The organism is Bartonella sp. MR63HLJHH, assembly GCF_042194155.1.
GTDB lineage: Bacteria > Pseudomonadota > Alphaproteobacteria > Rhizobiales > Rhizobiaceae > Bartonella > Bartonella grahamii.
Map to the genome: position 1 here is coordinate 227393 of NZ_JBHIMN010000002.1, position 24585 is coordinate 251977.

Sequence of the window (24585 nt, forward strand, 5' to 3'; positions counted from 1 at the left end):
GTCACCTTTTTCCTGTATACGCTGCTACGCTTCTATCAACACAGCACCATCAGCTGACAATTGCTGGAAAAAAGCCTCTATTTTATGATTATCCTCATCTCTTGTCCCCCCTTCTAATGTCGCTTGGACCTGCAAAATCCGCTGTTCCAATACATCAAAAGAAAGATGCTCTACAGCCACAACGTGCTCTACCAATAAAGAGCAGCCCAAAAAGGTAATATTTGCAACGCCCCCGCATACAGCAAATAATTTTTCACCCAAAGAGGTGCGAACACGCACACTACCCAACACAATGCTTGCCACTAATGGCGCATGATGCGCCATAACTGTCAAAGAACCTGAGGCTGAAGGAAGAACAACAGACACTACCTGCTCTGAAAACACAATTTTTTCAGGCGATACAAGCTCAAATAAAAAATGCTCTTCTCTATTGTTTTCCACAAAAGTCTCCACAATACCCGATATAAGGACTCTCTGTTTTCTTCAACGACTTGTCCTTTTTAACGAAAAATATTCATGACAGTTTTCTCTTGAACAAGAAGCTTCTTACTTAGAAGCCTCTGCCATGAGACGCTTTCCTTTTTCAAGTGCTTCATCAATCGAACCAACCATATAAAAAGCAGCTTCTGGCAAATCATCATAATCGCCAGCACAAAGACCTTTAAAGCCTTTGATTGTCTCTTCTAAAGGAACGAGTTTCCCTGGCGAACCAGTAAAGGCCTCCGCAACATGGAAAGGTTGCGAAAGAAAACGTTCAATTTTACGCGCCCGTCCCACCAGCAATTTGTCATCTTCAGAAAGTTCATCCATTCCAAGAATAGCAATAATATCCTGAAGCGCTCTATAACGTTGTAAAATGGTTTGCACTTGACAAGCAACAGTGTAATGCTCTTCCCCTACAATCAATGGATCTAACATACGCGAGAAAGAGTCAAGCGGATCAACCGCCGGATAAATTCCCTTTTCCGCAATAGAGCGCGAAAGAACAGTTGTTGCATCCAAATGGGTAAAAGATGCCGCAGGTGCCGGATCAGTCAAGTCATCAGCCGGAACATAAATAGCCTGCACAGAGGTAATAGAGCCTGTTTTCGTACTGGTAATACGCTCTTGCAAAGCCCCCATATCTGTTGCCAAAGTTGGTTGATAGCCCACAGCAGAAGGGATACGTCCTAAAAGCGCTGACACTTCAGCACCAGCTTGCGTGAAACGGAAAATATTATCCACGAAGAAAAGAACGTCTTGTCCTTCATCACGGAAACTTTCTGCAATTGTCAATCCTGAAAGAGCGACACGCGCACGCGCTCCTGGTGGTTCATTCATTTGCCCGTAAACAAGGGCACACTTTGACCCTTCCGTTGAACCATTATTCTCTTTTGGATTCACATTCACGCGGCTTTCGATCATTTCATAATAAAGATCATTTCCTTCACGTGTACGTTCTCCCACACCAGCAAATACAGAATAGCCACCATGTGCCTTTGCAATATTGTTTATAAGCTCCATAATGAGAACGGTTTTTCCAACACCAGCACCACCAAACAAGCCAATTTTACCTCCTTTAGAATAAGGAGCTAACAAATCCACAACTTTAATACCGGTGACGAGAATTTCTGAAATGGTTGATTGCTCAACATATGCAGGTGCCTCTTGGTGAATCGAACGCGTTTTGGTTGCAGGAATTGGTCCCACATTATCCACCGGCTCTCCAATCACATTCATAATACGTCCCAATGTTGCTTCTCCTACAGGAACGCTAATTTGCATGCCTGTATCCACAACCTTTTGGCCACGCGCCAACCCATCGGTTGTATCCATAGCAATCGTACGCACAGTATTTTCACCCAAATGCTGCGCAACTTCTAATACCAAGCGATTGCCTAAATTGTCTGTTTCTAATGCATTAAGAATATTTGGCAATTCACCTTCAAATTGCACATCAACGACAGCACCAATAACCTGCTTGATCTCACCAACAGCGCCTTTTGCACGCTCTTCTTTTTTTGCGGATGCATCTTTTTTTACAGGTGTCTCTTTAGCTGCACTACGCGCAGGCGCAGAGGAAGCCTTTACATCCGCTGAAGCCTTTACATCCACTTGAGACTTCGAAGCGGCTTTTTTCACGCCGGAACGAGCAGCTGATTTCTTTTTTTCACCTTTTTCTATTCCTTTGCTTGAGGTTACTGCTTTTACCATCAATCCTTACCTTTTCCATTTAAAGCGCTTCAGCGCCCGCAATAATTTCGATCAGTTCTGTCGTAATCTGTGCCTGACGTTGACGATTATAAGCTACCGTCAATTTATTAATCATTTCACCCGCATTGCGCGATGCATTGTCCATAGCTGTCATCTTGGCACCCATCTCACCAGCAACATTTTCTAGCAAAGCCCGAAAGATTTGCACCGAAAGATTGCGTGGCACAAGCGCCTCTAAAAGAGAAGCCGCATCAGGTTCATACTCATAAACAATTGATTGTGAACCTTTGCTATGATCGGTTTGCTCCTCAACATCTATTGCCTCAATAGCTGCTTTTGGAGCAATCATCGGAATCAAGCCAAAAGCTGTTGGACGCTGATTAATCACAGAAATAAATTCAGAATAAAACAGCGTACAAACATCGAAAGCGCCTTCATTGAATAAATCAACAATCCGTTGACTAATCATCACCGCCTCTGCAAAACCAATGCGCTTTACAGCATGCAAATCGATATGATCAATTATCAAACCTTTGTAATCACGCGATAAAATATCCGCACCTTTTTTGCCCACAGTGATAATTTTCACTATTTTACCAGATGCCAACAATGCCTTAATCTGTTCACGTGCACGACGAGCGATTTGCACATTAAAAGCACCACACAAACCGCGCTCAGCAGTACATACCACCAAGAGATGCACATCATCTCGCCCCGTACCACGCATAAGAGCAGGCGCATCAACACCATCTACATCAGCAGCAACACTGGTCAAAATATCAGCCATCTTCTTCGCATAAGGACGCGCAGACTGCGCTGCCTCTTGAGCACGATGCAACCTTGCCGCTGCAACCATCTGCATAGCTTTGGTGATCTTTTGTGTTGCTTTAACCGAAGCGATACGGTCTCTAAGATCTTTTAGTGAGGCCATTCAAGCATTCCATCAATTCATCACGAGAAATTTTTTGCATAAGTATTAAGAACAGTTATCAACTTGTCTTTCAGCTCGTCTGTTATTTGCTTTTGCTCAGCAATTGCCTTTAAGAGATCTTGATAATCACTACGCAAAAGCACCAAAAGTCCCTGCTCAAACCGCGCAACATCAGAAACCGCCAAAGCATCAAGATAGCCATTCACACCCGCGAAAATAACCACCACTTGTTCTTCTGTTTTGAGTGGAGAAAATTGTGGCTGCTTCAACAACTCTGTCAAGCGCGCACCCCGATTCAACAGACGCTGGGTTGACGCATCCAAATCAGAGCCAAACTGCGCAAAAGCTGCCATTTCACGATATTGCGCCAATTCACCTTTAATCGAGCCAGCAACTTGCTTCATCGCCTTAATTTGTGCGGCAGAACCAACACGAGACACAGAAAGACCAACATTTACAGCAGGACGAATTCCTTGATAAAATAAATTAGTCTCTAGAAAAATTTGCCCATCAGTAATCGAAATCACATTTGTAGGAATATAGGCAGAAACATCATTTGCTTGCGTTTCAATAACCGGCAAAGCTGTCAGTGACCCAGATCCATTTTCCGCATTCAACTTCGCAGCCCGCTCTAAAAGACGCGAATGAAGATAGAAAACGTCTCCCGGATAAGCTTCACGACCTGGAGGACGACGCAACAAAAGAGACATCTGACGATACGCCACCGCCTGTTTTGACAAGTCATCATAACCGATCAAAGCATGTTGCCCATTATCACGGAAATACTCACCCATAGCACATCCAGCAAGAGGTGCAATAAATTGCAGTGGTGCTGGATCAGAAGCGGTCGCTGCAACAATAATAGAATATTCCAACGCTCCACGTTCTTCTAAAACTTTAACGAATTGTGCCACCGTCGAACGTTTTTGACCGATAGCCACATAAATACAATAAACTTTGTCTTGCTCTCGTCCAGCCCCTTTTTCATGAAAAGGTTTTTGGTTTAAAAATGTATCGAGCAAAATTGCTGTTTTTCCTGTTTGGCGATCACCAATCACCAATTCACGCTGCCCCCGTCCAATAGGAATAAGTGCGTCAATCGCTTTCAATCCGGTCGACATCGGTTCATGTACTGACTGACGCGGAATAATTCCAGGAGCCTTAACATCGACACGACGACGCTCCGTTGCTTTAATGGGCCCCTTACCATCTATAGGGTTTCCCAACGCATCAACCACACGCCCCAGCAAAGCGGGCCCCACAGGAACATCGACGATAGCGCCTAACCGCTTTACACAATCACCTTCACGAATATCGCGATCTGAGCCAAAAATGACCACACCAACATTATCAACTTCCAAATTGAGGGCCATACCACGCACACCGTTTGGAAAAGCAACCATTTCCCCTGCTTGGACATTATCCAAACCATAAACGCGAGCGATACCATCCCCTACAGAGAGAACCCAACCAATTTCTGAAACCTCAGCCTTTTGGTCAAAGTTTTTGATTTGCTCTTTTAGAATTTTTGAAATTTCAGATGGTCTAATATCCATCAGCTGACCTCTTTTTTCAATGAAAGCTTAAGCGAAGACAATTTTGTGAGAAGAGACGTATCAATTTGAGACGACCCCACACGAACGATTAATCCACCAAGAATTGTTGGATCCACAATGCTGTGTAGCAAAACTTTTCCTCCAACGACACCTTCCAAAGCCTCACACAACTCTTGTCTTTGTTGAGAACTTAAGGGGCGCGCAGAAATAATTTGCGCAGTCACCTGCCTACGAGCGCGCGCAACACAACGCTGAAAAGCATGTAAAATACCAAATACGGCACTAAGCCTACGGTTTGTTGCAATAACGCGTAAAAAATTACCAATAATCTGACCTGCGTTTTTATCAGCAAATTGGATGTTTGCACAAACAGATTGCATCACCTTAATTTGCTCTTTAACTGAAAAGAATGGACTAAGCACAAAGCGTTTTAAATCTTTATTTTGCTCCAAAACAAGCAAAAGATCTTCCACTGCCTTTTCAACCTTTTCAACGTTTCCAGCTTCTTGAACGCAATCAAAAAGCGCTTGCGCATAGCGTTGATCTACCAACGGCAGCGGTATGAGAGAAAATGAATCCGACACGAAATACCGCCTCTTTCCCTTGAGCGACTCTCTGATAGTTATCAGATGAAATGAAACAGACATTCTCAATCTTAAGAATCTTCTTCTTAAAACCTAGAACAAAAACCTCTTGGTTTCTAGCATAGACATAGCCGACTCGCAACACCACAAATCGCTGCTTTTTAAAAATTTTAATAAAATATTCAAAATATTTTTGAAAAGAATTTTTTTTAGATATACAGGATGGCATCACAGTTTTTTTATGCCTCTTTTTGACATTCTCTGAGCGATTTTTTCACTCTCTTTGATTTTGCTTCAAATGCTCTTGCCACTATAACAAAACACTTCTTCTCTAAAAATCACTCCCTTTATCACCTCAAGACCTTCAACAAGATGCGACTGCGACTAAAAAAGTCTATTCTTTTAAACTGATAAGAAAGAAAAAATAATGAATATCCTCCTAAAAACTAAAGAAAAAATTGATCTTTTTTCTTCAAATACCCACACCTTTTAAAAAAATTCACCAAGTATATTTTCTTGTAAACACACTCTTTAAGCATACAATGCATTGATTTATAATGATAATGTATCATTTTTCATACCAGATGAGCCCCAAACATCGAAAGATTCTCTTATTTCAAATCTTTCTATCAAAATCACTCCCTTGCTCCATCACAAACAAAAGAGGAAATGATTAAAGAAAAAACACCTCGTATAAACGCTCTCAAGTACCAAGAGCTTTCGTAATCCTAAAAGCTAAATAATAAATGGCGCCATTTTATACCTTTATGAAATAAAGATAGGGAGCCTTAATGCGTTTTTTTCATTCATGAAAGCTTTTACATTCTACACTCGAAAAACATCGTAAAATGAATCCGAGCATGCTGAGAAACATTTGCTTAAACAAGCATATGAATACAGTAATACAATAGATGTTCTGTAATATTCCGTTTTGGGCGTTCTGCTTTACATGAAGCTTTACATGAAGAATGTGCCCCCATTAGAGAACGAAAGTAACAAAAGCGTGAAGCAATGGATAATCTCCATTTCACGACAGCGTCCATAAATGCTATAATGATAACTCCATTGAGCAGCCTCATCTTTACACTTATGAAAGAACAAGCCGGCACCATCACATACTTTGCCATCTCCCAATTTTACGACAGCCCTTAACACTTGAAATGATGAGGTATTTCAGTCCTTTCTTATATAGTTTCACCCGACACAAGCTCCCCCATCTGTAACATGCAAACGAATGGTTTTGATTGATCAATATAAACAGATTTGAAATAAGAGAATCCTATAATAGTTGAAATTCTAAAGCGAATAACGGCATATTATCACTATAAATCAATATGTTATTATTTATAAAATTATAATTATGGGCGCTTTTGAAAATTCTAGAGCCATAAATAAGGACGACAACGATAAATGCTCATTTTAACCTTTACGCTCCCAAATGAGTCTATGTTCTCGTCAAAGATAAATAAAATAGATATATGCAATACTCTCGCCCTAATCTAGCATACAAAAGCAGATACGACTCGTATAGCACTAATACATCTTATGAATGCTGCTTCATAAGTTTTTAAGGTCAAACAACATCAAAAACACGACCTTCATTAAGCCTACATAGCTTCACTTTATAATGGCACTATATTGCACTGATTTTAGAAAAAGCATAGATCAATATCAATTTGAACCCGTATAAATTTGGATATTTTTGGTGTATTTACAAGCATTTTCAGCCCCTATAATCAGCCATTATAAAAAAATCCGCCTATCAAAAGGATACTGTCCCTAAAACAAAAAAGGAGTAAAAGCCAAAATGATAGCGCCCTCAAATAAAAGAGACGCTTCTGCTGGTTCCATAACAAAGATATTTTTTCCCGTGGCTCTGCTTAATGCAATGCACATGTATCATATTCTGCTGCTTGGATGCTTATTCTGAATAGATAGTATTAAAGTAAAGCACCTTAAGCTAAAGGGACCTTCACTTTATGCGAGACTGGTTTTAGAAAAAACTTTGCGGATCAATATCAATTTGAACCCGAACGGAACTGGGCATTTTGGGTATACCGCTAAGCATTGCACGTATAAACCCTTGTATATCAAAAGAGCGCTGTCCTTGCAGCAAAAGCCGAAAGCGATAACGCCCCCGAACCAGAGCTAAAGGCGCTTCTGCTGGTCCCATAACCGAGATATTTTTCTCCCGTGGCGCTGCTTGGCGCAATGCGCGCGCATAATGTTCTGCTGCTTGGCGCTGTTGTGCAGATACAATCAAAGAGGCAAGCCGCCCATAGGGAGGCAAATGATAATGCTGACGCGCTGCAATCTCACGTGTGTAAAAATCTTCTGGCTGGCATGAAAGTAAGGCTTTGATGACCGGATGATCTGGTTGATAAGTTTGCAATAATCCTAAACTTTCCAATCCCACACGCCCTGCTCTTCCGGTAACTTGAGAAAGCAGCTGGTAGGTACGTTCACTTGCGCGTAAATCGCCATTGGCAAGACCAAGATCAGCATCAATAACGCCAACCAAAGAGAGCTTGGGAAAATGATGTCCTTTAGCGACCAACTGTGTTCCAATAATAATGTCCACATCGCCATTTGCAATGGCTTGTAATTCGCTTCGCAATTGCCCAATCCCTCCTTTGAGATCTGTTGAAAGAATCAATGATCGCGCTTGAGGAAAAAGCATTTGTGTTTCTTCTGCAATTCTTTCCACACCCGGTCCACAAGCCACGAGATGATCTAATGTCCCGCATTCAGGACAGGCTTGAGGAAGTGGTTCATGATATCCACAATGATGACATTTCAATTGCCCTTGCGCACGATGTTCGACCAACCAACTTGAACAATCAGTACAATGAAAACGATGTCCGCAAATTCGGCATAAAGTTAAAGGTGCATAACCACGACGATTAAGAAAAAGAAGAGCTTGTTCGCCCTTATCAAGCGTTTGTTTTAAAGCCCTTTCAAGAGCAAAGGAAATAAAGCGCCCCTTTTGCACCCCTCCTTGGCGCATATCAACCACCCGCAACTGTGGAAGTGCTACTTCTTTAAAACGGGAAGGTAAATGCACCTTTTGATAACGCCCTTTTAAAACATTGGCTTGGCTTTCAATCGACGGTGTAGCTGAAGATAAAATAACAGGAAAATGCTCAAAAGAACCCCGTGCAACAGCCATATCACGCGCATGGTAAAAAATGCGCTCTTCTTGTTTATAAGCGCTATCATGTTCTTCATCGACAACAATCAAGCCAAGCTCATGAAAGGGAAGAAAAAGCGCTGAACGAGCCCCCGCAACGACACGCACCCGCCCTTCTGCAACTTGCCGCCAGACACGTTCTCTACGACGTGGCGTCAAATCAGAATGCCATTCCGCTGCCGCAGCTCCAAAGCGTGCATAAAAACGATCTAAAAACTGCTGTGTTAAAGCAATTTCCGGCAATAAAATTAAAACCTGCTTGCCCCCTTTGAAGGCTTGAGCAACCGCTTCAAAATAAACCTCTGTCTTTCCTGATCCCGTAACACCATCAAGCAAAAAAACTTGAAACTGAGAAGATAAAACACCTTCTCGCAACATTGTTGCTGCTTCATTTTGCGCTCCCTGCAACTGAGGGGGACAAAAGTCAGGATCAGGCATTGCCACAAGATCAGGAGCAGGAACTATAACATCTTCAAAAACCCCTAACGCTTTTAAACCTTCAACAACAGAAACCGAAGTTCCAGCCGCATGCGCAAGACCAGAACGTGTCCATATCTTCTCATTACGCACCAATTCCAAAACCCGTAATCGCGCTGGTGTGAGACGTTCTACATTTCCACCACAATATCGCAAACCCAACATCTGTGCTTCCGGCTCTAAAGCAGCCGGTACAGACAAAACCAATCGCGCCACAAGACCGAAAGGCGCCATTGTATAGCGACTGACAAAACGCAAAAATGTGATCATTTCTGCCTTTAATGGGGGACAATCAAAAACATGAAGCAGAGAGCGTAATTTTTCACACGCCACCAAACCAGACCTTTGCCCATCTGCTGTCTTCTCTCCGACATCCACAACAAAACCGCAAAGCTCACGCCCCATCACCGGAACCCGAACAAAGGAACCAACGTTCACCTCCATAGAAGATGGAACTTTATAACTATAAGCGTGAGCAACAGGAAGAGGAACCAATACGGATACAATCTCTTCCTCTATCACATTTGAATGCATCTTTTAAACCAATCTACGACCTCTTGAGCACCAACAGGTCTACACCTTATCTTTAAACACTCTTATAAAATTCATTGCGGGATTCAATCTCTCCCCCTATCACAACACTTTTCTCACAAAAATTCTTTTTAACACTCATTTCATCACCAAAGTGCCAATAAAAGAACCAATCTCATCGTCTATAATAAAAAACTCTATAGCAAAAAAAACCAGCGCCATTCTTCTGTGCAAATAAAGCTCATCACTATAAGCATTCAACATGATATTGTAAGTGCGCTCTTCAACAAAGCTATCCCATAGTGTAACTTCTTCCCAACACACACGTTTATTTTTTTACCGCCTTATATCTCAATTTATCTTCAACAAACTGATTTATAAAAATATAATCATCATTTTACCTATTGTAATAAAAACCCTCAATACGATGAATTTTTCTCATTTCAAACCCATCGAGGAACATTTGTAAATCCTTATTGATGAGAGAGTCTCCCATGATTTTAATTACAGGGAGAATAATATTGCAAATGGAACCGTTACAATATTCACCTTGGCTTTGTGCCAAAACGTGGAAACACGTGCGTACATCTTTCAGCTTGATTGAGAATCAAGCAACAATACAAGTAGCACAAAAGCGTATTGTTGAAGAATGGGTAACACAGAATAAATCAATGTAATTGACCATAAAAAAACCCTTCATGTATAAAATTTTACATGCCTTCTTCAATGGTGTTTTACGATAAAATAAATCCATTCGCTTCTATTAAAAATGAGGTTAAACCTACCCCCTGAAAAAGGGAGGTATCTTATGATTCACTCTCAAATATCAAGAGCAATCGCAAATAGGAAATGAGCAAAGTGTGTGATAATGCTAGCTTATTTTCATAAGTATAAAAATACCGCTACGCAAAGATTCCAATACGCAAAAATGTTGGTACGCAATGAACTCTATGCCTTATCACGAGCAACGATATAAAATAGGTATGGAAACAATAAGTAATATTTCTTTACTAAAAACGCGTACATGGTTAACATCATAGCATTCTTGTTCTTTACACAGAGATTAATTCTTTCTCTTGCTTTTGCAGTCAACAATAGCGCATAACAAAAAATAGGATAAAAGCTAAAAAGAAGAGGTTAGATATGAAATTTTTTGTGGATAGCGCCAATATCGAAGAAATCCAAGAGTTACAGAATTTAAGCCTTGTTGATGGTGTCACCACCAATCCCTCTCTTATCCTAAAATCAGGACGCAATATTCTTGATGTTACAAAAGAAATTTGTGCTCTCATTAGCGGGCCTGTTTCTGCTGAAGTTGCAGCAACGGAATTTGAAAACATCATGAAAGAAGCGGCTGTTTTAGCAAAGATTGCCGACAATATTTGTATCAAGCTTCCTTTAACACTCGATGGATTAAAAGCCTGTAAAGCCCTCACAAAAGAAGGACTAAAAACAAATCTCACACTTTGCTTTTCTGCCAATCAAGCCTTACTTGCAGCCAAAGCAGGCGCGACATTTGTTTCGCCTTTTATTGGTAGACTTGATGATTGCGGAAATGATGGAAGTGAACTGCTTCATGAAATTCGCACAATTTATGATAACTATAACTTTGAAACACAAATCCTAGCCGCTTCAATCCGCACCGTTAATCATGTCAAAGAAGCAGCACTCAGTGGTGCTGACGTTGCAACAGTTCCACCAGCAATCTTAAAAGCACTGGTCAAACACCCTCTCACTGATAAAGGGTTGCAAATATTTCTCAACGACTGGAAAAAAACAGGACAAAATATTGCTTAATATCTAGAATTTTTATTGGAAAGATCTTTTGAAAGTAACAAAAAAATCTGTTCAGCCAACTCTTCAGCAACACGTTTTTTTGCATCTTCTTCTGCTTGCATCGTTGCATATTCTTGACGAAGTCGGTCAAAAGATGCATTCATCATTGCTGTTCCTTTTGCAACAAGAGTATTTTTCATATCCTGCAAAGTGTAAGAAGCTCTGCTCATAACAGTTCCAACAGAAGGTCGTCCTTTTCGTTTTTTCTCGAAATCAACCTCTATCTGCATAGATTCTCTTGTAGATACGGATATCTGCAATGCCAATCGATAAGCAGGTAGAGAAGGTTTACCACCATTTCCATACAAAAGAAACAGCAGATGATTGCGCACCATTTGACCAAAACGATCCGAAGGCTCTTCCACAACAATAGAGGCAAGCTTTTGCGCAAGCCCCAAAGAAGCTTGCCCAGAAACAGGATTCCTATAGGAAGCAGAATTCATTGTCATTGCACTCTGCAACTCTTGACGATAAAGCGGTTCAACTTTGCATCCACACAACAGTGTGAATACACCAGCTAAAACGACAAGAATCAAACTTTTAAAAAACGACATTTACAATCCTTTGTGGAACAATAATGATTTTTTTCACAGGCTTTTCAACCAGCTGTGCCTTTACAAAATCTAAAGCCAAAACCGCTTCTTTAATCATCGTTTCATTTGCTGTTGCTGCAACGCTCACCTCACCGCGTTTTTTACCATTAATTTGTACTGGCAAAGTATAGCATTCCGCAACGGTTAACGCACTGTCATAAACAGGCCAAGCAAGCGCAGACATTAAAGTTTTCCCCCCTAAAGCAGCATGACATTCTTCTGCTAAATGAGGCATCATCGGTGCAATCATGGCAAGAAAAAAATCCATGGCTTGACGTAAAGAAGCTTTCATTTCATCGTCAACACTTGCTATTTTGTTGAGCAACGGTGCCATAATATTCAAGAATTCATAAAGGCGTGCAATAGCCCGATTAAAAGCAAATTTTTCCAAATCATCTTCTACAGCGCAAAGCGTACGATGTGCAGCCTTTGAGAGTTCCAAAGCCGCCCCCTGATGCCCTGCACAAGGCGCCACATCCTTTAAAACAGAAGCGCTCAAAGCCACACAACGCCAGACACGCTGTACAAAGCGATGAGCTCCTTCAACACCAGATTCTGTCCAGATGACATCCCGATCAGGGGGAGAATCTGACAACACAAACCAACGCACAGTATCAGCGCCATAGGATGCGATAATATCATCAGGATCAACGACATTCTTTTTGGATTTCGACATTTTTTCAATCGAACCAATCATCACTTCACTTTGATCAGTCAATTTATAAGCCTGTCGTTTTCCATCCTTTTCAACAATGGAAATTTCTGCTGGAGAAACCCACCCTTGATCATCCCTATAGGTTTCATGAACCACCATCCCCTGGGTAAAAAGCCCCTTAAAAGGCTCATCAACAGTCACATGACCGATCAATTTCATGGCACGCATAAAAAAGCGTGCATAAAGAAGATGAAGAATGGCATGCTCAATTCCACCAATATATTGTTGCACAGGCAACCATTCAGAGATTGCTTGTTTGTCGACAGGTTCCTGCGCAAAAGGGGCCGTAAAGCGTGCATAATACCAAGAAGAGTCAACAAATGTATCCATGGTATCGGTTTCACGTTTGGCAGGTTGACCACAGGAAGGACAAGTAACATTCTGCCAGGTTCCATGCCGTGCAAGAGGATTTCCAGGTTGATCAAAAGTAACATCATCAGGCAACACAACCGGTAAATCGGTGCGCGGCACAGGAATCACTCCACAAGATGTACAATGGATCATCGGAATGGGGCACCCCCAATAACGCTGCCGCGAAATCCCCCAATCACGCAGACGAAATTGCACTGTTTTTTTCCCTTGCGGTTGCCCATTGAGCATTTGTTTCTCAAGCCTTTTGGCTGCTTCTTCAAAAGCTTGTTGAGGTGTCAAACCATCCAAAAAGCTGGAATTGATCATCACACCATCACCCGTATAAGCTGTTTCAGCAATGACAAGATCTTCTGCTTGCTCTCCTTTTGGCAAAACCACTGGTTTTATTGGAAGATCATATTTGCGCGCAAAATCGAAATCTCTCTGATCATGAGCCGGACAACCAAAAACAACCCCTGTTCCATAATCCATGAGCACAAAATTCGCGATATAAACAGGAATATGTACTGTTGAATCAAAAGGATGAACTGCCAAAAAAGGCGTGAGAAATCCTTGTTTTTCAGCTGTTTCAAGTGCTGCGGTTGTCGTTCCACCACACCGACAGTTTTCGATAAAAGCACTCAACGCTTTATCTTTCTTTGCCAAAGCTTGTGCAATGGGATGGTCAACAGACAGAGCTAAAAAAGAGGCGCCAAAAAGTGTATCAGGACGTGTTGAATAACAAACAACCTCATCAAATGTCTCACAAACATCATCAACACCACTTGCATCATCAACACCACTTGTTGCCTTTAAAGCCCAACGAATCAGTAAACCTTGCGATTTTCCAATCCAATTTTTTTGCATAGTGCGAACTTTTTCAGGCCACTGCTCCAGCTCTTCAAGCCCAGCCAAGAGCTCTTCACTAAAGTCGCTAATTTTGAAAAACCACTGCGTCAATTCACGCTGTTCCACCAACGCACCAGAACGCCATCCCCGCCCATCAACAACCTGCTCATTTGCCAAAACGGTGTGGTCAACAGGATCCCAATTCACCTTAGCCACTTTACGCGCAACCAAACCCTTTTGATAGAAATCAAGGAACAACATTTGTTGACGATGGTAATATTCCACATCACAAGTCGCAAATTCACGTGTCCAATCTAGTGAGAGCCCTAATTGCTTTAATTGCCCACGCATCACAGCAATATTCTGATAGGTCCAAGTTTTAGGATGCACTTTACTTTGCAGAGCAGCATTTTCAGCCGGCATACCAAAAGCATCCCAGCCCATAGGATGAAGCACATTAAAACCCTTTGCCCTTTTATAGCGTGCCACCACATCCCCCATGGCATAATTGCGCACATGCCCCATGTGAATGCGGCCTGACGGATAAGGAAACATTTCTAAAACATAATATTTTTCACGAGCATCTTCTTGAACAGTCTGAAAAATTTTCTTTTCATCCCAAATTTCTTGCCATTTTTTTTCTCTCGCACGTGGATTATAGCGTTCGCCTATATTATAATGTTCAATCGTCATTCCCATTATACTCTTTTAATAAAACAGAACCAAAAACTTGTTTTATTATGCTTGACCATGGATTAACCTCATCGTCAACATTTTCGTGAAATATTTCCCTAAGTATTTTATAAAACTTTTAAAAAAACGACCAACTCTTGAACAAAAAAGGTAAAACACAAAAATATGAATACACAAACGCCCCTCGATGCCCCTTCCATTGAAGCATGGCAAAACCTTCAAAAAGACATTGCTGAAACATGCCAAGAGTTACAACGCCCTGTAGAAGAAATTGAACTTATCGCTGTTTCAAAAACTGTTCCTGCCACTGATATACGTCCCCTTTTACAAGCAGGCCAATCTTTGTTTGCAGAAAACCGCGTACAAGAAGCAGCACAAAAATGGCCTGCTTTACGTCAACAATTTGAAAATATTAAACTTCATCTCATCGGTCCCTTACAATCAAATAAAGCCGCCGAAGCTATCAAAATTTTTGATGTCATTCAAACGGTTGATCGTGAAAAAATAGCCAAAATTTTATCCGAAGAAATGCAAAAACAAAAAAGGCATCTTCCTTGCTATGTTCAGGTTAACATTGGCTTAGAACCGCAAAAAAGTGGTGTTGCACCGCAAGAAGTAATCCCTTTTGTCAACCAATGCAAAAACAACTATGGACTTGATATCATCGGCCTTATGGGCATCCCCCCTGTCGATGAAAACCCCGGACCCTATTTCGCGCTCTTAGCAAAATTAGCAAAACAAGCAGGTCTTCCAAAGCTTTCCATGGGTATGTCCAGTGACTTCAAAACCGCTCTACAGTTTGGCTCTAACGTCCTTCGCATTGGCTCTGCTTTATTTGGAAAACGCCCTGTGTAAAGCAATTTCCCCTCATATAAACTCATTCCCCCTTCATATAAACTCCCATTGAAAATTCTACGAACAAGCCAAAAACAGCAGAAATGAGAAAAAATATTTCCTTCAATATTAATAAAAAAGCAATTCTAGCAAAAAAGATTCCAGTCCCTCTTTCATCCTGTTAGCAAAATAAGCAAAAAAGCTGGTCTTCTCAAATTTCTCACCGGCACATCCACAACACATACAATAGCTTCAAGATAGCATTGCAATTTGGCTCTCATATTCTCGCACATTGGCTCTACTTCACCTCCCCTCTGACCGCCTCTCCAGCAAAAGCAACGTAAAAAATAAATCCTTATATAAAGGCAAAATGATAAGAGGGGCGTTGCGCATGAATGAAAAAACTGTCGCAAAATCACCAATTGCAAAAGAATATTCAATACGATTATCGCAATGATTTCCATTAAAAACCACGAATTCTCTTAACTTCTCCAACACGCGTAAACAATTTCCCCACATGCCAATGGCGTAAAGCAGGCAAAAAGAGGCTTATGGCTGCATAATACAGTAACAAAACTCTTTCATGTAAGTCACTTGAGCAAAATAAACATCTCAAATGCTCAATAGAGCACCAAGAGCCGCGCTAAACAACATGAATAGCAATCCTATAAGATCACAACGATAGCATAGAGACTTTCTATGCTCTACAAAGCGTAAATACAGTCAATATCCGCCTGAAAAATAAAAGAACGAATCCCGTGCATATGCGCATAATACATGCATGCAAAACAATGGCAATGAAACCGATCCCAATAACGATATTTCTTTATCATTATTCCTTTGTGGATTTCTTAAACAAAGAGAAAAACTTCAACTTTTAATATACGCAATTTTTCTAAATTTAAACTTTAATTAAGAAAAAATATGGTGTCATTTCTTATATTTTAAAAACTTATAATTAATATTATTATCTTTTTAAGAAAAAAATTCATATATACATAATTTATATATTATTTATACAGTATTTTTATTGTTATTTTTAAAGTTTATCTTTGACATTTCTCTAAAAATACGTGATAGCCATTTGAAATGTATCATTGTGATGCTACTTTTACTGTAGATAATTAAGAAGAATTAATATGTTTGGTTCATTCAACACATTCGGTCATATGGCGACAAAGCATTCTTTTGGTCATTCGCACAATTCAAGACCTACTCATGGAAATGCATTTAGTCCTGGTGCTTTTATGTCTCACATGAATGCACGTGGCAGCGAAGTAGGAGTTCCGGCAGGAGTAGTTGGTGCAATTCAAGGTGGTATAACTGGGGGACCAGTGGGTGCATTTACAGGTGGAATGGGAGCTTTGTCATTGGGATACATAGGAGGTGCTGCTTGGGGCTTTATAGAAAAAGGTCGTGAGTGTTGGTTCTAATTTATAGAGAATAGCTACAAAGATATCTCTGAAGATAAATAATTCTGTAAATATATTCGAAAGAATATACCAAAATTAAATATCTACATCTGTGGATAAAATAGTTTTCGGAGATATCTATTGTGAATCACATCACATAATCAGGATTTTGTTATAATGAATATTCTTTATGAAATCATAAGACTGTTTTGCATTCTCATTGTATTCATCCCTATATATGCTATTGGTTTTAAAAAAATTGGTGGTTACAGTTGGAAAGTATCTATAAAAACAACATTATATACAGTAATTCTGTTCATTATTTCTGATAGTTTATGTAGATATTTTGGTTTATATTAATCTTTATCGGATGAGTTCCAAGTACACTGAATAAAGTAGCGATGGTGCTATTAATGAGAAATTATGATTTATAATGACAGATTTTACTCATAAAATTATTGAATCGCTTATAGCAACATTTTTTTGGTTTAATATATCTTTTTTATTATAATTTTATTTCTTATAGTTGGAAAGATTCTCTAAAAAATCATTATTAATAAGCTGTATATTCTTTCTTATTAGTCTTTTATTTAACTATATTGGTTTATATCAAATTATAAGTAATATTTTATAATGTATATTTTTAAATATTAATATTATATAGATACATATTTACAAATATGTATATTTAAGATAGCATTCAACGCTGTATGTTACAATCGCAACTTTTATGAAGGTACTTATAATGGATCTTATGGATCTTATGACTATTAGTGATACTCTTCTTCTTATTTATTTTTTTGGTTTCATTTCTGTTTGGTGTATTTTGTAAATATAACGTTGATAATTTAAAAGATATAATATTAAAAGCATTACACTAAAATTATTATTTATACATAATAATTTTTTATATTGTATTTTATACAAATACAATATATGATTGCGAAATTATTCGCCGTATTAATTATATCTATTACTATATTTATTTTTTTAGAAAAAATTTTGTTACATTTAGAAAATATCATAACGGCATTATAGTCAGTTATTATGTTCTTTATTTCTAATAACTTATTTATATATTTGTGTTTATATTAATTAAAAAACAGTCAAATCGATAAATTACCCAGCATGTTTATAACACTGCTTTAAAGGATGATATTTTTAAGGGCGTGCACAATCGGATAGTTAACTTGATTTTTTCCTTTCCCTAAAAAACAAGCAAGAATTAATTTTAGATTTTCAATGCGTTCCTAGCCTTAGGTGGATCTTGAAGGAACATTTGTCCTTGCTCCCAATACCATTTCCTAGTACAATCAGTGAATGGCATAACGCAAAACACTAAGTGTCAGTATTTTACATTTATGGAAGTAATAAATCTGTAGTGTGGCAATATTCGCCCTTCGAAAATGACTTTATAAATAATGCCATAAATAATGCCGATAATCTACGAATCCCCATCTCCTTTTAACTTTTATATGAATTTGTTTTTAAAATTTAATTTCTTATCGGCACATAAAGAGCTCTCTCTACAACAATACGATCTTTTTGTATTTCTATACAATTTACAGCTCTTTATGACGATATACTTTGTCACACGTTACCCCCTAAAACAGCATAAAAAAGCTCTCTTAAAATATAAACGTAAAGACAAACACAGATGATTTTAAAAATTGACTATTCTAATCTTTGTCATTTAGTCTAACCTCGCAATGAAAAGCTTTTGGAAAACTCTGCCAAAAATATAAACATACGAAAGTATAGAGGCAAATTTTTCCAAACAATAAATTAAAAGAGGGACACATGACTGAAAAAATTTATCCAATATCAGAAGAAATCAAAAAAAATGCGCTTATCAATGAGGAGACCTATCAACAATGGTATCAAGAAAGCGTCAATGATCCAGAAAGCTTCTGGGCAAAACATGGAAAATGCATTGAATGGTTTAAACCTTATACAAAAGTAAAAAACACTTCCTTTAATGGAGATGTATCAATAAAATGGTACGAAGATGGAATAACAAATGTTGCCTATAACTGCATTGATCGCCACCTGAAAACCCATGGAGAAAAAATCGCGCTTATTTGGGAAGGAGATAATCCTTATCATGATAAAAAAATAACCTATAACGAGCTTTATGAACATGTTTGTCGTTTTGCCAATCTTTTGAAAAGTCGTGGCATTAAGAAAGGCGATAAAGTAACCATTTATCTTCCCATGATTCCCGAAGCAGCCTATGCTATGCTCGCCTGCGCCCGCATTGGTGCTGTTCATTCGGTTATCTTTGCTGGCTTTTCTGCTGAGGCAATAGTAGGACGCCTTGTTGACTGCGAATCAACCTTCATTATTACAGCTGATCAAGGCTTGCGTGGCAGCAAACGAATCAACTTAAAAGACAATGTTGATCATGCTATTGAGATAGCAGCGCGCCAAAACGTGCATGTGGACCAAGTCATGGTTATACGGCGGACTTGTGGACCCATTCAATGGATAGAGGGACGTGATTTTTGGTACCACGAAGAGATAGCTCATGCCAAAACAGACTGCCCACCAGAACCAATGAACGCTGAAGATCCGCTTTTTATTCTTTATACTTCAGGCTCCACCGGCAAACCCAAAGGTGTTTTGCATACTACAGCGGGCTATCTCGTTTATGCCGCAATGACACATCAATACGTTTTTGATTATCACCCTGATGAAATTTACTGGTGTACAGCTGATATTGGTTGGATTACCGGTCATTCTTACTTGGTTTATGGACCTTTATGCAATGGTGCGACCACTTTAATGTTTGAAGGCACACCAACCTTTCCTGATAAAGGAAGATTTTGGGAAATTGTCGACAAGCATCAAGTCAATACACTCTATACCGCACCAACAGCTATCCGCACCTTAATGGGAGCAGGAAATTCGTTTGTTGAACACTCAAACAGGACATCGTTGCGTCTTTTAGGCACGGTAGGAGAACCGATTAACCCAGAAGCATGGGAATGGTTTTATCATACAGTTGGAAATGACCGTTGTCCGATTCTCGATACATGGTGGCAAACAGAAACAGGAGGGCATATGATCACGCCCTTGCCTGGTGCAACCCCCCTCAAAGCAGGATCAGCCACACGTCCTTTTTTTGGTGTTCAACCCCAAATTGTTGATGCTCAAGGCAATATTTTAGAAGGTGAAGCAGAAGGCAATCTTTGTATCAGTGATTCATGGCCAGGACAAATGCGCACGCTTTATAAAGATCATGAGCGCTTTATTCAAACTTATTTTTCCTCCTATAAAGGAAGATATTTTACAGGCGATGGTTGTAGGCGTGATAGTGACGGCTATTACTGGATTACAGGGCGGGTTGATGACATTCTCAATGTCTCGGGGCACAGGTTAGGAACTGCTGAAATTGAATCAGCCCTCGTTTCTCATCCCGCTGTATCAGAAGCAGCCATTGTGGGTTACCCGCATCCCATTAAAGGACAAGGAATTTATAGTTTTATCACCTTAATGGAAGGGACGGCTCCAAATGAAGAGTTACAAGAAGAGCTTATTAAACATGTGAGAAAGGAAATAGGATCCATTGCCATATTGGATAAAATTCAATTTTCCCCACAGCTTCCCAAAACGCGATCAGGAAAAATTATGAGACGTATTTTACGAAAAATCGCCGAAAACGATTTTGATACTCTCGGAGATATCTCAACTCTTGCCGAACCACAAGTTGTTGAAGATCTTATTGCCAACCGACAAAATTAAAGAAACCACGAAGAAACACAACATACGGTGGTTTTTGTTTTTCTGCTAAAATTATCCTAGCATTGTTACGAAAACCACCCATGAGAATAAAAAAACAAAACAATTCATGGGAAGCTCAACAACTCTAACAACAAACGCCTTTCTTCATAACAAATAAGAAACAATAGAAGAAAAAACTTCACGGTTGGAAGATGCTAAGATTGGAATATAAATGCGAATAGGAATAAGAAAGTGAGATAAAAAGAGCAACATAGCTTTTTAAAATCACCCAGTACCCACTCAATGCAAAAAAGCCTCTGAGAAAGAAGGAAAAATAGTTCTGATGTTTATGCTAGAATCACTTTGAAATTCCTGCTAAAATCATAAATAAAGCTAAAAAGAGAAAGTATAAGTGATAATATTCTTGAGCAAAAATATTTATCTATAACGAGGGTGTATAAAAAATATTGAAAACCATGAAATCTAAAATAACCAAGCTTACAACAAAAATCTAAAGTAATGAAAGTAAGAGTTCTTAGAATAAATGATGCAATATAAAATCAGGAGTAATAATAAAAAGTGATTCATTTTGAAAATGTCGGTCTACGCTATGGAATGGGACCTGAGGTCCTTCGTGATATTAGCTTTCATATTCCTCCTGGATCATTTCAATTTCTCACTGGCGCCTCTGGAGCAGGGAAGACGTCGTTGATGCGTCTTATGTTTTTGGCACTCAAACCCACCCGCGGTCATATTGATTTATTTGGAACAGACACAGCGTTACTCAAACGACAAGAGCTCCCTGCGCTGCGACAACGTATCGGTGTTGTTTTTCAAGATTTTCGTTTACTCGACCACATGACCACTTATGAAAATGTCTCCTTACCTTTACGCATTAAAGGACAAGAAGAGGCAACCTATCGCAGTGAAGTGGAAGATCTTCTCTGTTGGGTAGGTCTTGGAGATCATATTCATGTTTTACCACCAGTTCTTTCTGGCGGAGAAAAACAAAGGGTAGCCATTGCACGCGCGCTCATTGATCAACCTGAAATTCTACTTGCTGATGAACCTACCGGAAATGTCGATCCGCCCTTGGCAAAACGCCTACTGCGTTTGTTTATTGAATTAAATCGTTTTGGAACAGCTGTTATCATTGCTACCCATGATATTGCCTTAATGGAACAAGTTGCAGCACGACGTATGCTTCTCCATAACGGACGGATGACGATTCATGAATAAGTCTTTCCCCATTTTTACAAGCAATAAAAAAAATACAACAGCGATTATTCCCAGTGGTAATATTTCTGGAAAAGCATTGGTTGCCGTGATTGCTATTATGACGTTTCTTTCAAGCCTCACCTTAATCGGTGTTGATTTAGTCCAACGCGCCGCCCAAAATTGGAGTAATCAGATTAGCTATGAAGCAACAATACAAATACGCCCCATAGACAATGTTGATATCAACAAAGCACTCCGTGATGCCGTACAATTGGTTAAAACATTTTCTGGTGTACAAGATGCAAAAATTGTTGACCAAAAAGCTACCGAAAAATTACTGGAACCATGGCTTGGAACAGGCTTTAATGTCAATGAACTACCCCTTCCCCGCCTTATCATTGTGACCCTGAAAGAGGATGAAAAAATCAATTTTGCAGCCATTAATCACGCCATTAAAACCCAAATTCCAGGAGGTCAATTTGATGATCACCGTGTTTGGGTCCATCGTTTTGCAACCATGGCACACACCACTGTTTTTATTGGTTTTTCAATTTTAGCATTGGTTCTAGGCTCTCTTATTCTTACCATCATTTTTACCACCCGCAATGCATTGGCAGAAAATGCGCATATTATCAATGTCTTATATTTCCTTGGTACTGAAACTATTTTCATTGCCCGCCAATTTGACTGGCATTTTTTTAAAACTGCACTGCGTGGTGCTTTATATGGTGGTCTCACAAGCATATTTCTGTTTTTAGCCTTTTGTCTCTGGACGAATTATAACTTGGGAAGAGTGGAAGCTAGCCAAGTAACAGCTTTGTTTGGACATATTTCCATAAGTTCCGTTCCTTACGGAAAAATCATTTTTCTTATTATTTTCGTTTCTTTTCTTACCACTCTTACAAACCGCATGACTATTTTAGCGCAATTGAAAAAAATCGATCAATGTGAAAATGGTTTATTTTAATTTTATGACTTACCACTCCTACCATTCCAACTCGTTGAGGCAAAACAATTTAGAACGTCCTCTTCCAAAACGACCCCACTATCGTTGGTCTGTGTGCTTTTTATTTCGCTATTTTCCACCGACAACACTTACTCTTGCAATCATTGTTTTCATTTTCTGGGGCGGTTTTATTGTTTTTTCTGAAAAAACTGAACGACTTTCTCCCCCAAAGCCTCTCCCCAAAGCTGATGCCATCATTGTGCTTACAGGCGGAGAAAACCGAATAGAGACAGGAATCCATCTCTTACAAAAGGGGCTTGGTTCACGACTCCTTATCAGTGGCGTAAACGCCACAACCAATCTGAAAGGTTTCATGCATAACAGGCATATTACCCCACAGCTTGTCTCATGTTGTATTGACATTGGGCATCAAGCGATTAACACCAGAGGGAACGCTAAAGAAAGTGCTGCTTGGATCAAAAAACACCACTATAAAACCCTTTATATCGTCACCCATGATTACCATATGTGGCGCTCAATGCGAGAACTTAAGTATTTAATGCCTGATATCCATTTCATTGCTTATCCTGTTAAAAAGAGCGATGCTGAAAGCGCAATACAACAGATCAATCAAATCCGCATTCTCATATTCCAATATATTAAAACGCTCCAAGTTTATATCAGAACCGCATTCTAATCTTTATCCTTCTCTTTATCCTTCTGACTTTTTTAAAAACCTTGCCACCCACGAACCGCTTCATACCGTTCTTTCCATAGCCTTCCACACGAGGTTGCCTCTATAAAAGCTCGACAGAGCTACCCTCATACAAAGCAAAATACCCCCAATACACGTATCACTGTATTGCACATTCACCCAAAGACATCTCTTACATCCCAAACATATCTCACAGCACGGGATCTGTACATGCCATCTCAATATATAAGCTCTTGTAAATAGAGCCCCCAGCCAACTATAAGATCTCCCGACTTGTTATAGAGATCTATTTATACCACCGTCTTTACGCTTCATAAAAAAGACAAACCAACCCCATCCTATATTTTACCGCCCCCAATATTACGATAGCTCTTACACCACTTGGGATGATTGGTAAGAGACATGCTTTCGCCTTTTTTTAACACGAGCATACCAACCTCGTATGACATGAAAAGAAGTAATTTTAATAGATTTAAAATAAGAAAATTTATGATACTTAGATTTCTCATTCAACAGAGAGAAGCTTAAACTATCATTATAAACCAATATATTAGTAATAATCTCTTCATTCAACAAAGCATCTTCATAAGGGCATTTTAGATCACAGATAGGAATAAGCTCAAAACGCACACCACCACGAACATCCCACACTTTTTATCGCAATCTTTTTTGAAATCATTTCCCACTAAAAACACTTTTTGTTTGGCTGCCTCCCCAAAAAAGAACGAAAATTTTTAAACTCTAGCGATCTGTAAACAATAACAATCCAGCTTCTTGTCTAATGCGTTCTCCCTGTTCACTTCCAATCACCCCCGCTCAAAGGACGATGATTCCCATCAGCAACGGTTTGTAAACAATCCTACTTCTCTGGGAAAGTTCCTCTCAGCTTCCCCATTTATATGGTTTACTCACATAAGGCTCAACGAACAAGCTCTGCTTAAAGCTATTCATCACTGTCGCTAAAGCGCATGCGTCATCATTTTATCCGTCTACTACCTAAGATGTTTTATCACATACAACATATTGATTTATAAGGAAAGTTTATACGCTACAACTTGAATGAGATCTCTCAATATCATCAGATTCTCTCATTTTAAATCTATTCTCTGTTGAATCAATCAAAACCATTTTCTTGCACATCACAAGGGAAGAGAGCTTGCGTGGCGTAAAACTGTACAAAAAAGACATGCCTCTTATGGACTTGTCTCAAGTGCCAAAAACTGTCGCAATACCCACGA

General features: G+C 39.4%; 19 protein-coding genes. 8 read left to right on the forward strand and 11 right to left on the reverse strand.

All coding sequences use genetic code 11. The features are described from left to right. Positions 1-24: 24 nt before the first annotated feature. From ACFIKQ_RS02380 to ACFIKQ_RS02410, 7 genes are all read right to left on the reverse strand, one after another. Entirely contained in the window at positions 25-441 is a 417-nt protein-coding gene (locus ACFIKQ_RS02380) for a F0F1 ATP synthase subunit epsilon (protein ID WP_375655791.1), read from the reverse strand. Positions 442-546: 105 nt separating this feature from the next. Continuing rightward, positions 547-2193, reverse strand: coding sequence for a F0F1 ATP synthase subunit beta (atpD, locus tag ACFIKQ_RS02385; RefSeq protein ID WP_375655793.1), 1647 nt, complete (start codon positions 2191-2193; stop codon positions 547-549). Positions 2194-2212: 19 nt separating this feature from the next. Then, on the reverse strand, positions 2213-3124 hold the full coding sequence (locus ACFIKQ_RS02390) for a F0F1 ATP synthase subunit gamma (RefSeq protein WP_375635497.1): 912 nt from the start codon (positions 3122-3124) through the stop codon (positions 2213-2215). 20 nt (positions 3125-3144) lie between these two features. Further along, a complete protein-coding gene (gene atpA / locus ACFIKQ_RS02395) occupies positions 3145-4680 on the reverse strand; it encodes a F0F1 ATP synthase subunit alpha (RefSeq protein WP_026500438.1) in 1536 nt (511 codons plus the stop codon). After that, the gene (atpH, locus tag ACFIKQ_RS02400) at positions 4680-5264 is read right to left on the reverse strand and encodes an ATP synthase F1 subunit delta (RefSeq protein WP_375635496.1); all 585 of its coding nucleotides are present in this window, start codon (positions 5262-5264) and stop codon (positions 4680-4682) included. Before atpH ends, atpA begins: the two co-directional genes overlap by 1 nt. Positions 5265-7257: 1993 nt before the next feature. Beyond that, the gene (locus ACFIKQ_RS02405) at positions 7258-9465 is read right to left on the reverse strand and encodes a primosomal protein N' (RefSeq protein WP_375635495.1); all 2208 of its coding nucleotides are present in this window, start codon (positions 9463-9465) and stop codon (positions 7258-7260) included. Between the two features lie 135 nt (positions 9466-9600). Beyond that, positions 9601-9786, reverse strand: coding sequence for a hypothetical protein (locus ACFIKQ_RS02410; protein ID WP_375655795.1), 186 nt, complete (start codon positions 9784-9786; stop codon positions 9601-9603). 170 nt (positions 9787-9956) lie between these two features. On the opposite strand from ACFIKQ_RS02410, the gene ACFIKQ_RS02415 reads away from it, so the two are divergent. Both ACFIKQ_RS02415 and fsa read left to right on the forward strand, forming a co-directional pair. Continuing rightward, complete coding sequence (locus ACFIKQ_RS02415) at positions 9957-10139, forward strand: hypothetical protein (protein ID WP_375647346.1); 183 nt, start codon at positions 9957-9959, stop codon at positions 10137-10139. 466 nt (positions 10140-10605) lie between these two features. Then, positions 10606-11259, forward strand: coding sequence for a fructose-6-phosphate aldolase (fsa, locus tag ACFIKQ_RS02420; RefSeq protein ID WP_375620026.1), 654 nt, complete (start codon positions 10606-10608; stop codon positions 11257-11259). Here the strand turns inward: fsa and lptE are convergent. Together lptE and leuS are read right to left on the reverse strand one after the other, a co-directional pair. Further along, complete coding sequence (lptE, locus tag ACFIKQ_RS02425; RefSeq protein WP_375635492.1) at positions 11256-11852, reverse strand: LPS assembly lipoprotein LptE; 597 nt, start codon at positions 11850-11852, stop codon at positions 11256-11258. The two genes, fsa and lptE, sit on opposite strands and share 4 nt — an antisense overlap. Continuing rightward, positions 11839-14499 (reverse strand): leucine--tRNA ligase, encoded by a 2661-nt coding sequence (gene leuS, locus ACFIKQ_RS02430; RefSeq protein ID WP_375655797.1) that lies wholly within the window; start codon positions 14497-14499, stop codon positions 11839-11841. The genes lptE and leuS overlap by 14 nt, the downstream gene beginning before the upstream one ends. Positions 14500-14664: 165 nt before the next feature. Between leuS and ACFIKQ_RS02435 the strand changes: the two genes are divergently transcribed. Further along, positions 14665-15354 carry a YggS family pyridoxal phosphate-dependent enzyme gene (locus ACFIKQ_RS02435; RefSeq protein ID WP_375644436.1) on the forward strand — a complete coding sequence of 230 codons (690 nt, stop codon included), beginning with the start codon at positions 14665-14667 and terminating at the stop codon, positions 15352-15354. Between the two features lie 282 nt (positions 15355-15636). On the opposite strand, the gene ACFIKQ_RS02440 is transcribed toward ACFIKQ_RS02435, so the two are convergent. Continuing rightward, a complete protein-coding gene (locus ACFIKQ_RS02440) occupies positions 15637-15807 on the reverse strand; it encodes a hypothetical protein (RefSeq protein WP_375655798.1) in 171 nt (56 codons plus the stop codon). A gap of 665 nt (positions 15808-16472) precedes the next feature. Between ACFIKQ_RS02440 and ACFIKQ_RS02445 the strand changes: the two genes are divergently transcribed. From ACFIKQ_RS02445 to ACFIKQ_RS02465, 5 genes are all read left to right on the forward strand, one after another. Then, the gene (locus tag ACFIKQ_RS02445; RefSeq protein ID WP_375635490.1) at positions 16473-16766 is read left to right on the forward strand and encodes a hypothetical protein; all 294 of its coding nucleotides are present in this window, start codon (positions 16473-16475) and stop codon (positions 16764-16766) included. A gap of 1779 nt (positions 16767-18545) precedes the next feature. Further along, entirely contained in the window at positions 18546-20489 is a 1944-nt protein-coding gene (gene acs, locus ACFIKQ_RS02450) for an acetate--CoA ligase (RefSeq protein ID WP_375635489.1), read from the forward strand. Positions 20490-21047: 558 nt separating this feature from the next. Continuing rightward, positions 21048-21707, forward strand: a complete 660-nt coding sequence (gene ftsE / locus ACFIKQ_RS02455; protein ID WP_273723097.1) for a cell division ATP-binding protein FtsE — start codon at positions 21048-21050, stop codon at positions 21705-21707. Beyond that, positions 21700-22653, forward strand: coding sequence for an ABC transporter permease (locus ACFIKQ_RS02460; RefSeq protein WP_273787645.1), 954 nt, complete (start codon positions 21700-21702; stop codon positions 22651-22653). The genes ftsE and ACFIKQ_RS02460 overlap by 8 nt, the downstream gene beginning before the upstream one ends. After that, complete coding sequence (locus ACFIKQ_RS02465) at positions 22640-23329, forward strand: YdcF family protein (protein ID WP_375644435.1); 690 nt, start codon at positions 22640-22642, stop codon at positions 23327-23329. The genes ACFIKQ_RS02460 and ACFIKQ_RS02465 overlap by 14 nt, the downstream gene beginning before the upstream one ends. A 390-nt stretch (positions 23330-23719) precedes the next feature. Here the strand turns inward: ACFIKQ_RS02465 and ACFIKQ_RS02470 are convergent, their stop codons facing one another. After that, entirely contained in the window at positions 23720-23998 is a 279-nt protein-coding gene (locus tag ACFIKQ_RS02470) for a hypothetical protein (RefSeq protein ID WP_375655800.1), read from the reverse strand. Positions 23999-24585: the final 587 nt, after the last annotated feature.

What these genes read in the sequence shown, in the direction of transcription:
- atpD (WP_375655793.1), bottom strand. Translation starts at nt 2,193, where the DNA reads ATGGTAAAAGCAGTAACCTCAAGCAAAGGAATAGAAAAAGGTGAAAAA.
- ACFIKQ_RS02390 (WP_375635497.1), bottom strand. Translation starts at nt 3,124, where the DNA reads ATGGCCTCACTAAAAGATCTTAGAGACCGTATCGCTTCGGTTAAAGCA.
- atpA (WP_026500438.1), bottom strand. Translation starts at nt 4,680, where the DNA reads ATGGATATTAGACCATCTGAAATTTCAAAAATTCTAAAAGAGCAAATC.
- ACFIKQ_RS02405 (WP_375635495.1), bottom strand. Translation starts at nt 9,465, where the DNA reads ATGCATTCAAATGTGATAGAGGAAGAGATTGTATCCGTATTGGTTCCT.
- ACFIKQ_RS02415 (WP_375647346.1), top strand. Translation starts at nt 9,957, where the DNA reads ATGATTTTAATTACAGGGAGAATAATATTGCAAATGGAACCGTTACAA.
- fsa (WP_375620026.1), top strand. Translation starts at nt 10,606, where the DNA reads ATGAAATTTTTTGTGGATAGCGCCAATATCGAAGAAATCCAAGAGTTA.
- lptE (WP_375635492.1), bottom strand. Translation starts at nt 11,852, where the DNA reads ATGTCGTTTTTTAAAAGTTTGATTCTTGTCGTTTTAGCTGGTGTATTC.
- leuS (WP_375655797.1), bottom strand. Translation starts at nt 14,499, where the DNA reads ATGACGATTGAACATTATAATATAGGCGAACGCTATAATCCACGTGCG.
- ACFIKQ_RS02435 (WP_375644436.1), top strand. Translation starts at nt 14,665, where the DNA reads ATGAATACACAAACGCCCCTCGATGCCCCTTCCATTGAAGCATGGCAA.
- ACFIKQ_RS02445 (WP_375635490.1), top strand. Translation starts at nt 16,473, where the DNA reads ATGTTTGGTTCATTCAACACATTCGGTCATATGGCGACAAAGCATTCT.
- acs (WP_375635489.1), top strand. Translation starts at nt 18,546, where the DNA reads ATGACTGAAAAAATTTATCCAATATCAGAAGAAATCAAAAAAAATGCG.
- ACFIKQ_RS02460 (WP_273787645.1), top strand. Translation starts at nt 21,700, where the DNA reads ATGAATAAGTCTTTCCCCATTTTTACAAGCAATAAAAAAAATACAACA.
- ACFIKQ_RS02465 (WP_375644435.1), top strand. Translation starts at nt 22,640, where the DNA reads ATGGTTTATTTTAATTTTATGACTTACCACTCCTACCATTCCAACTCG.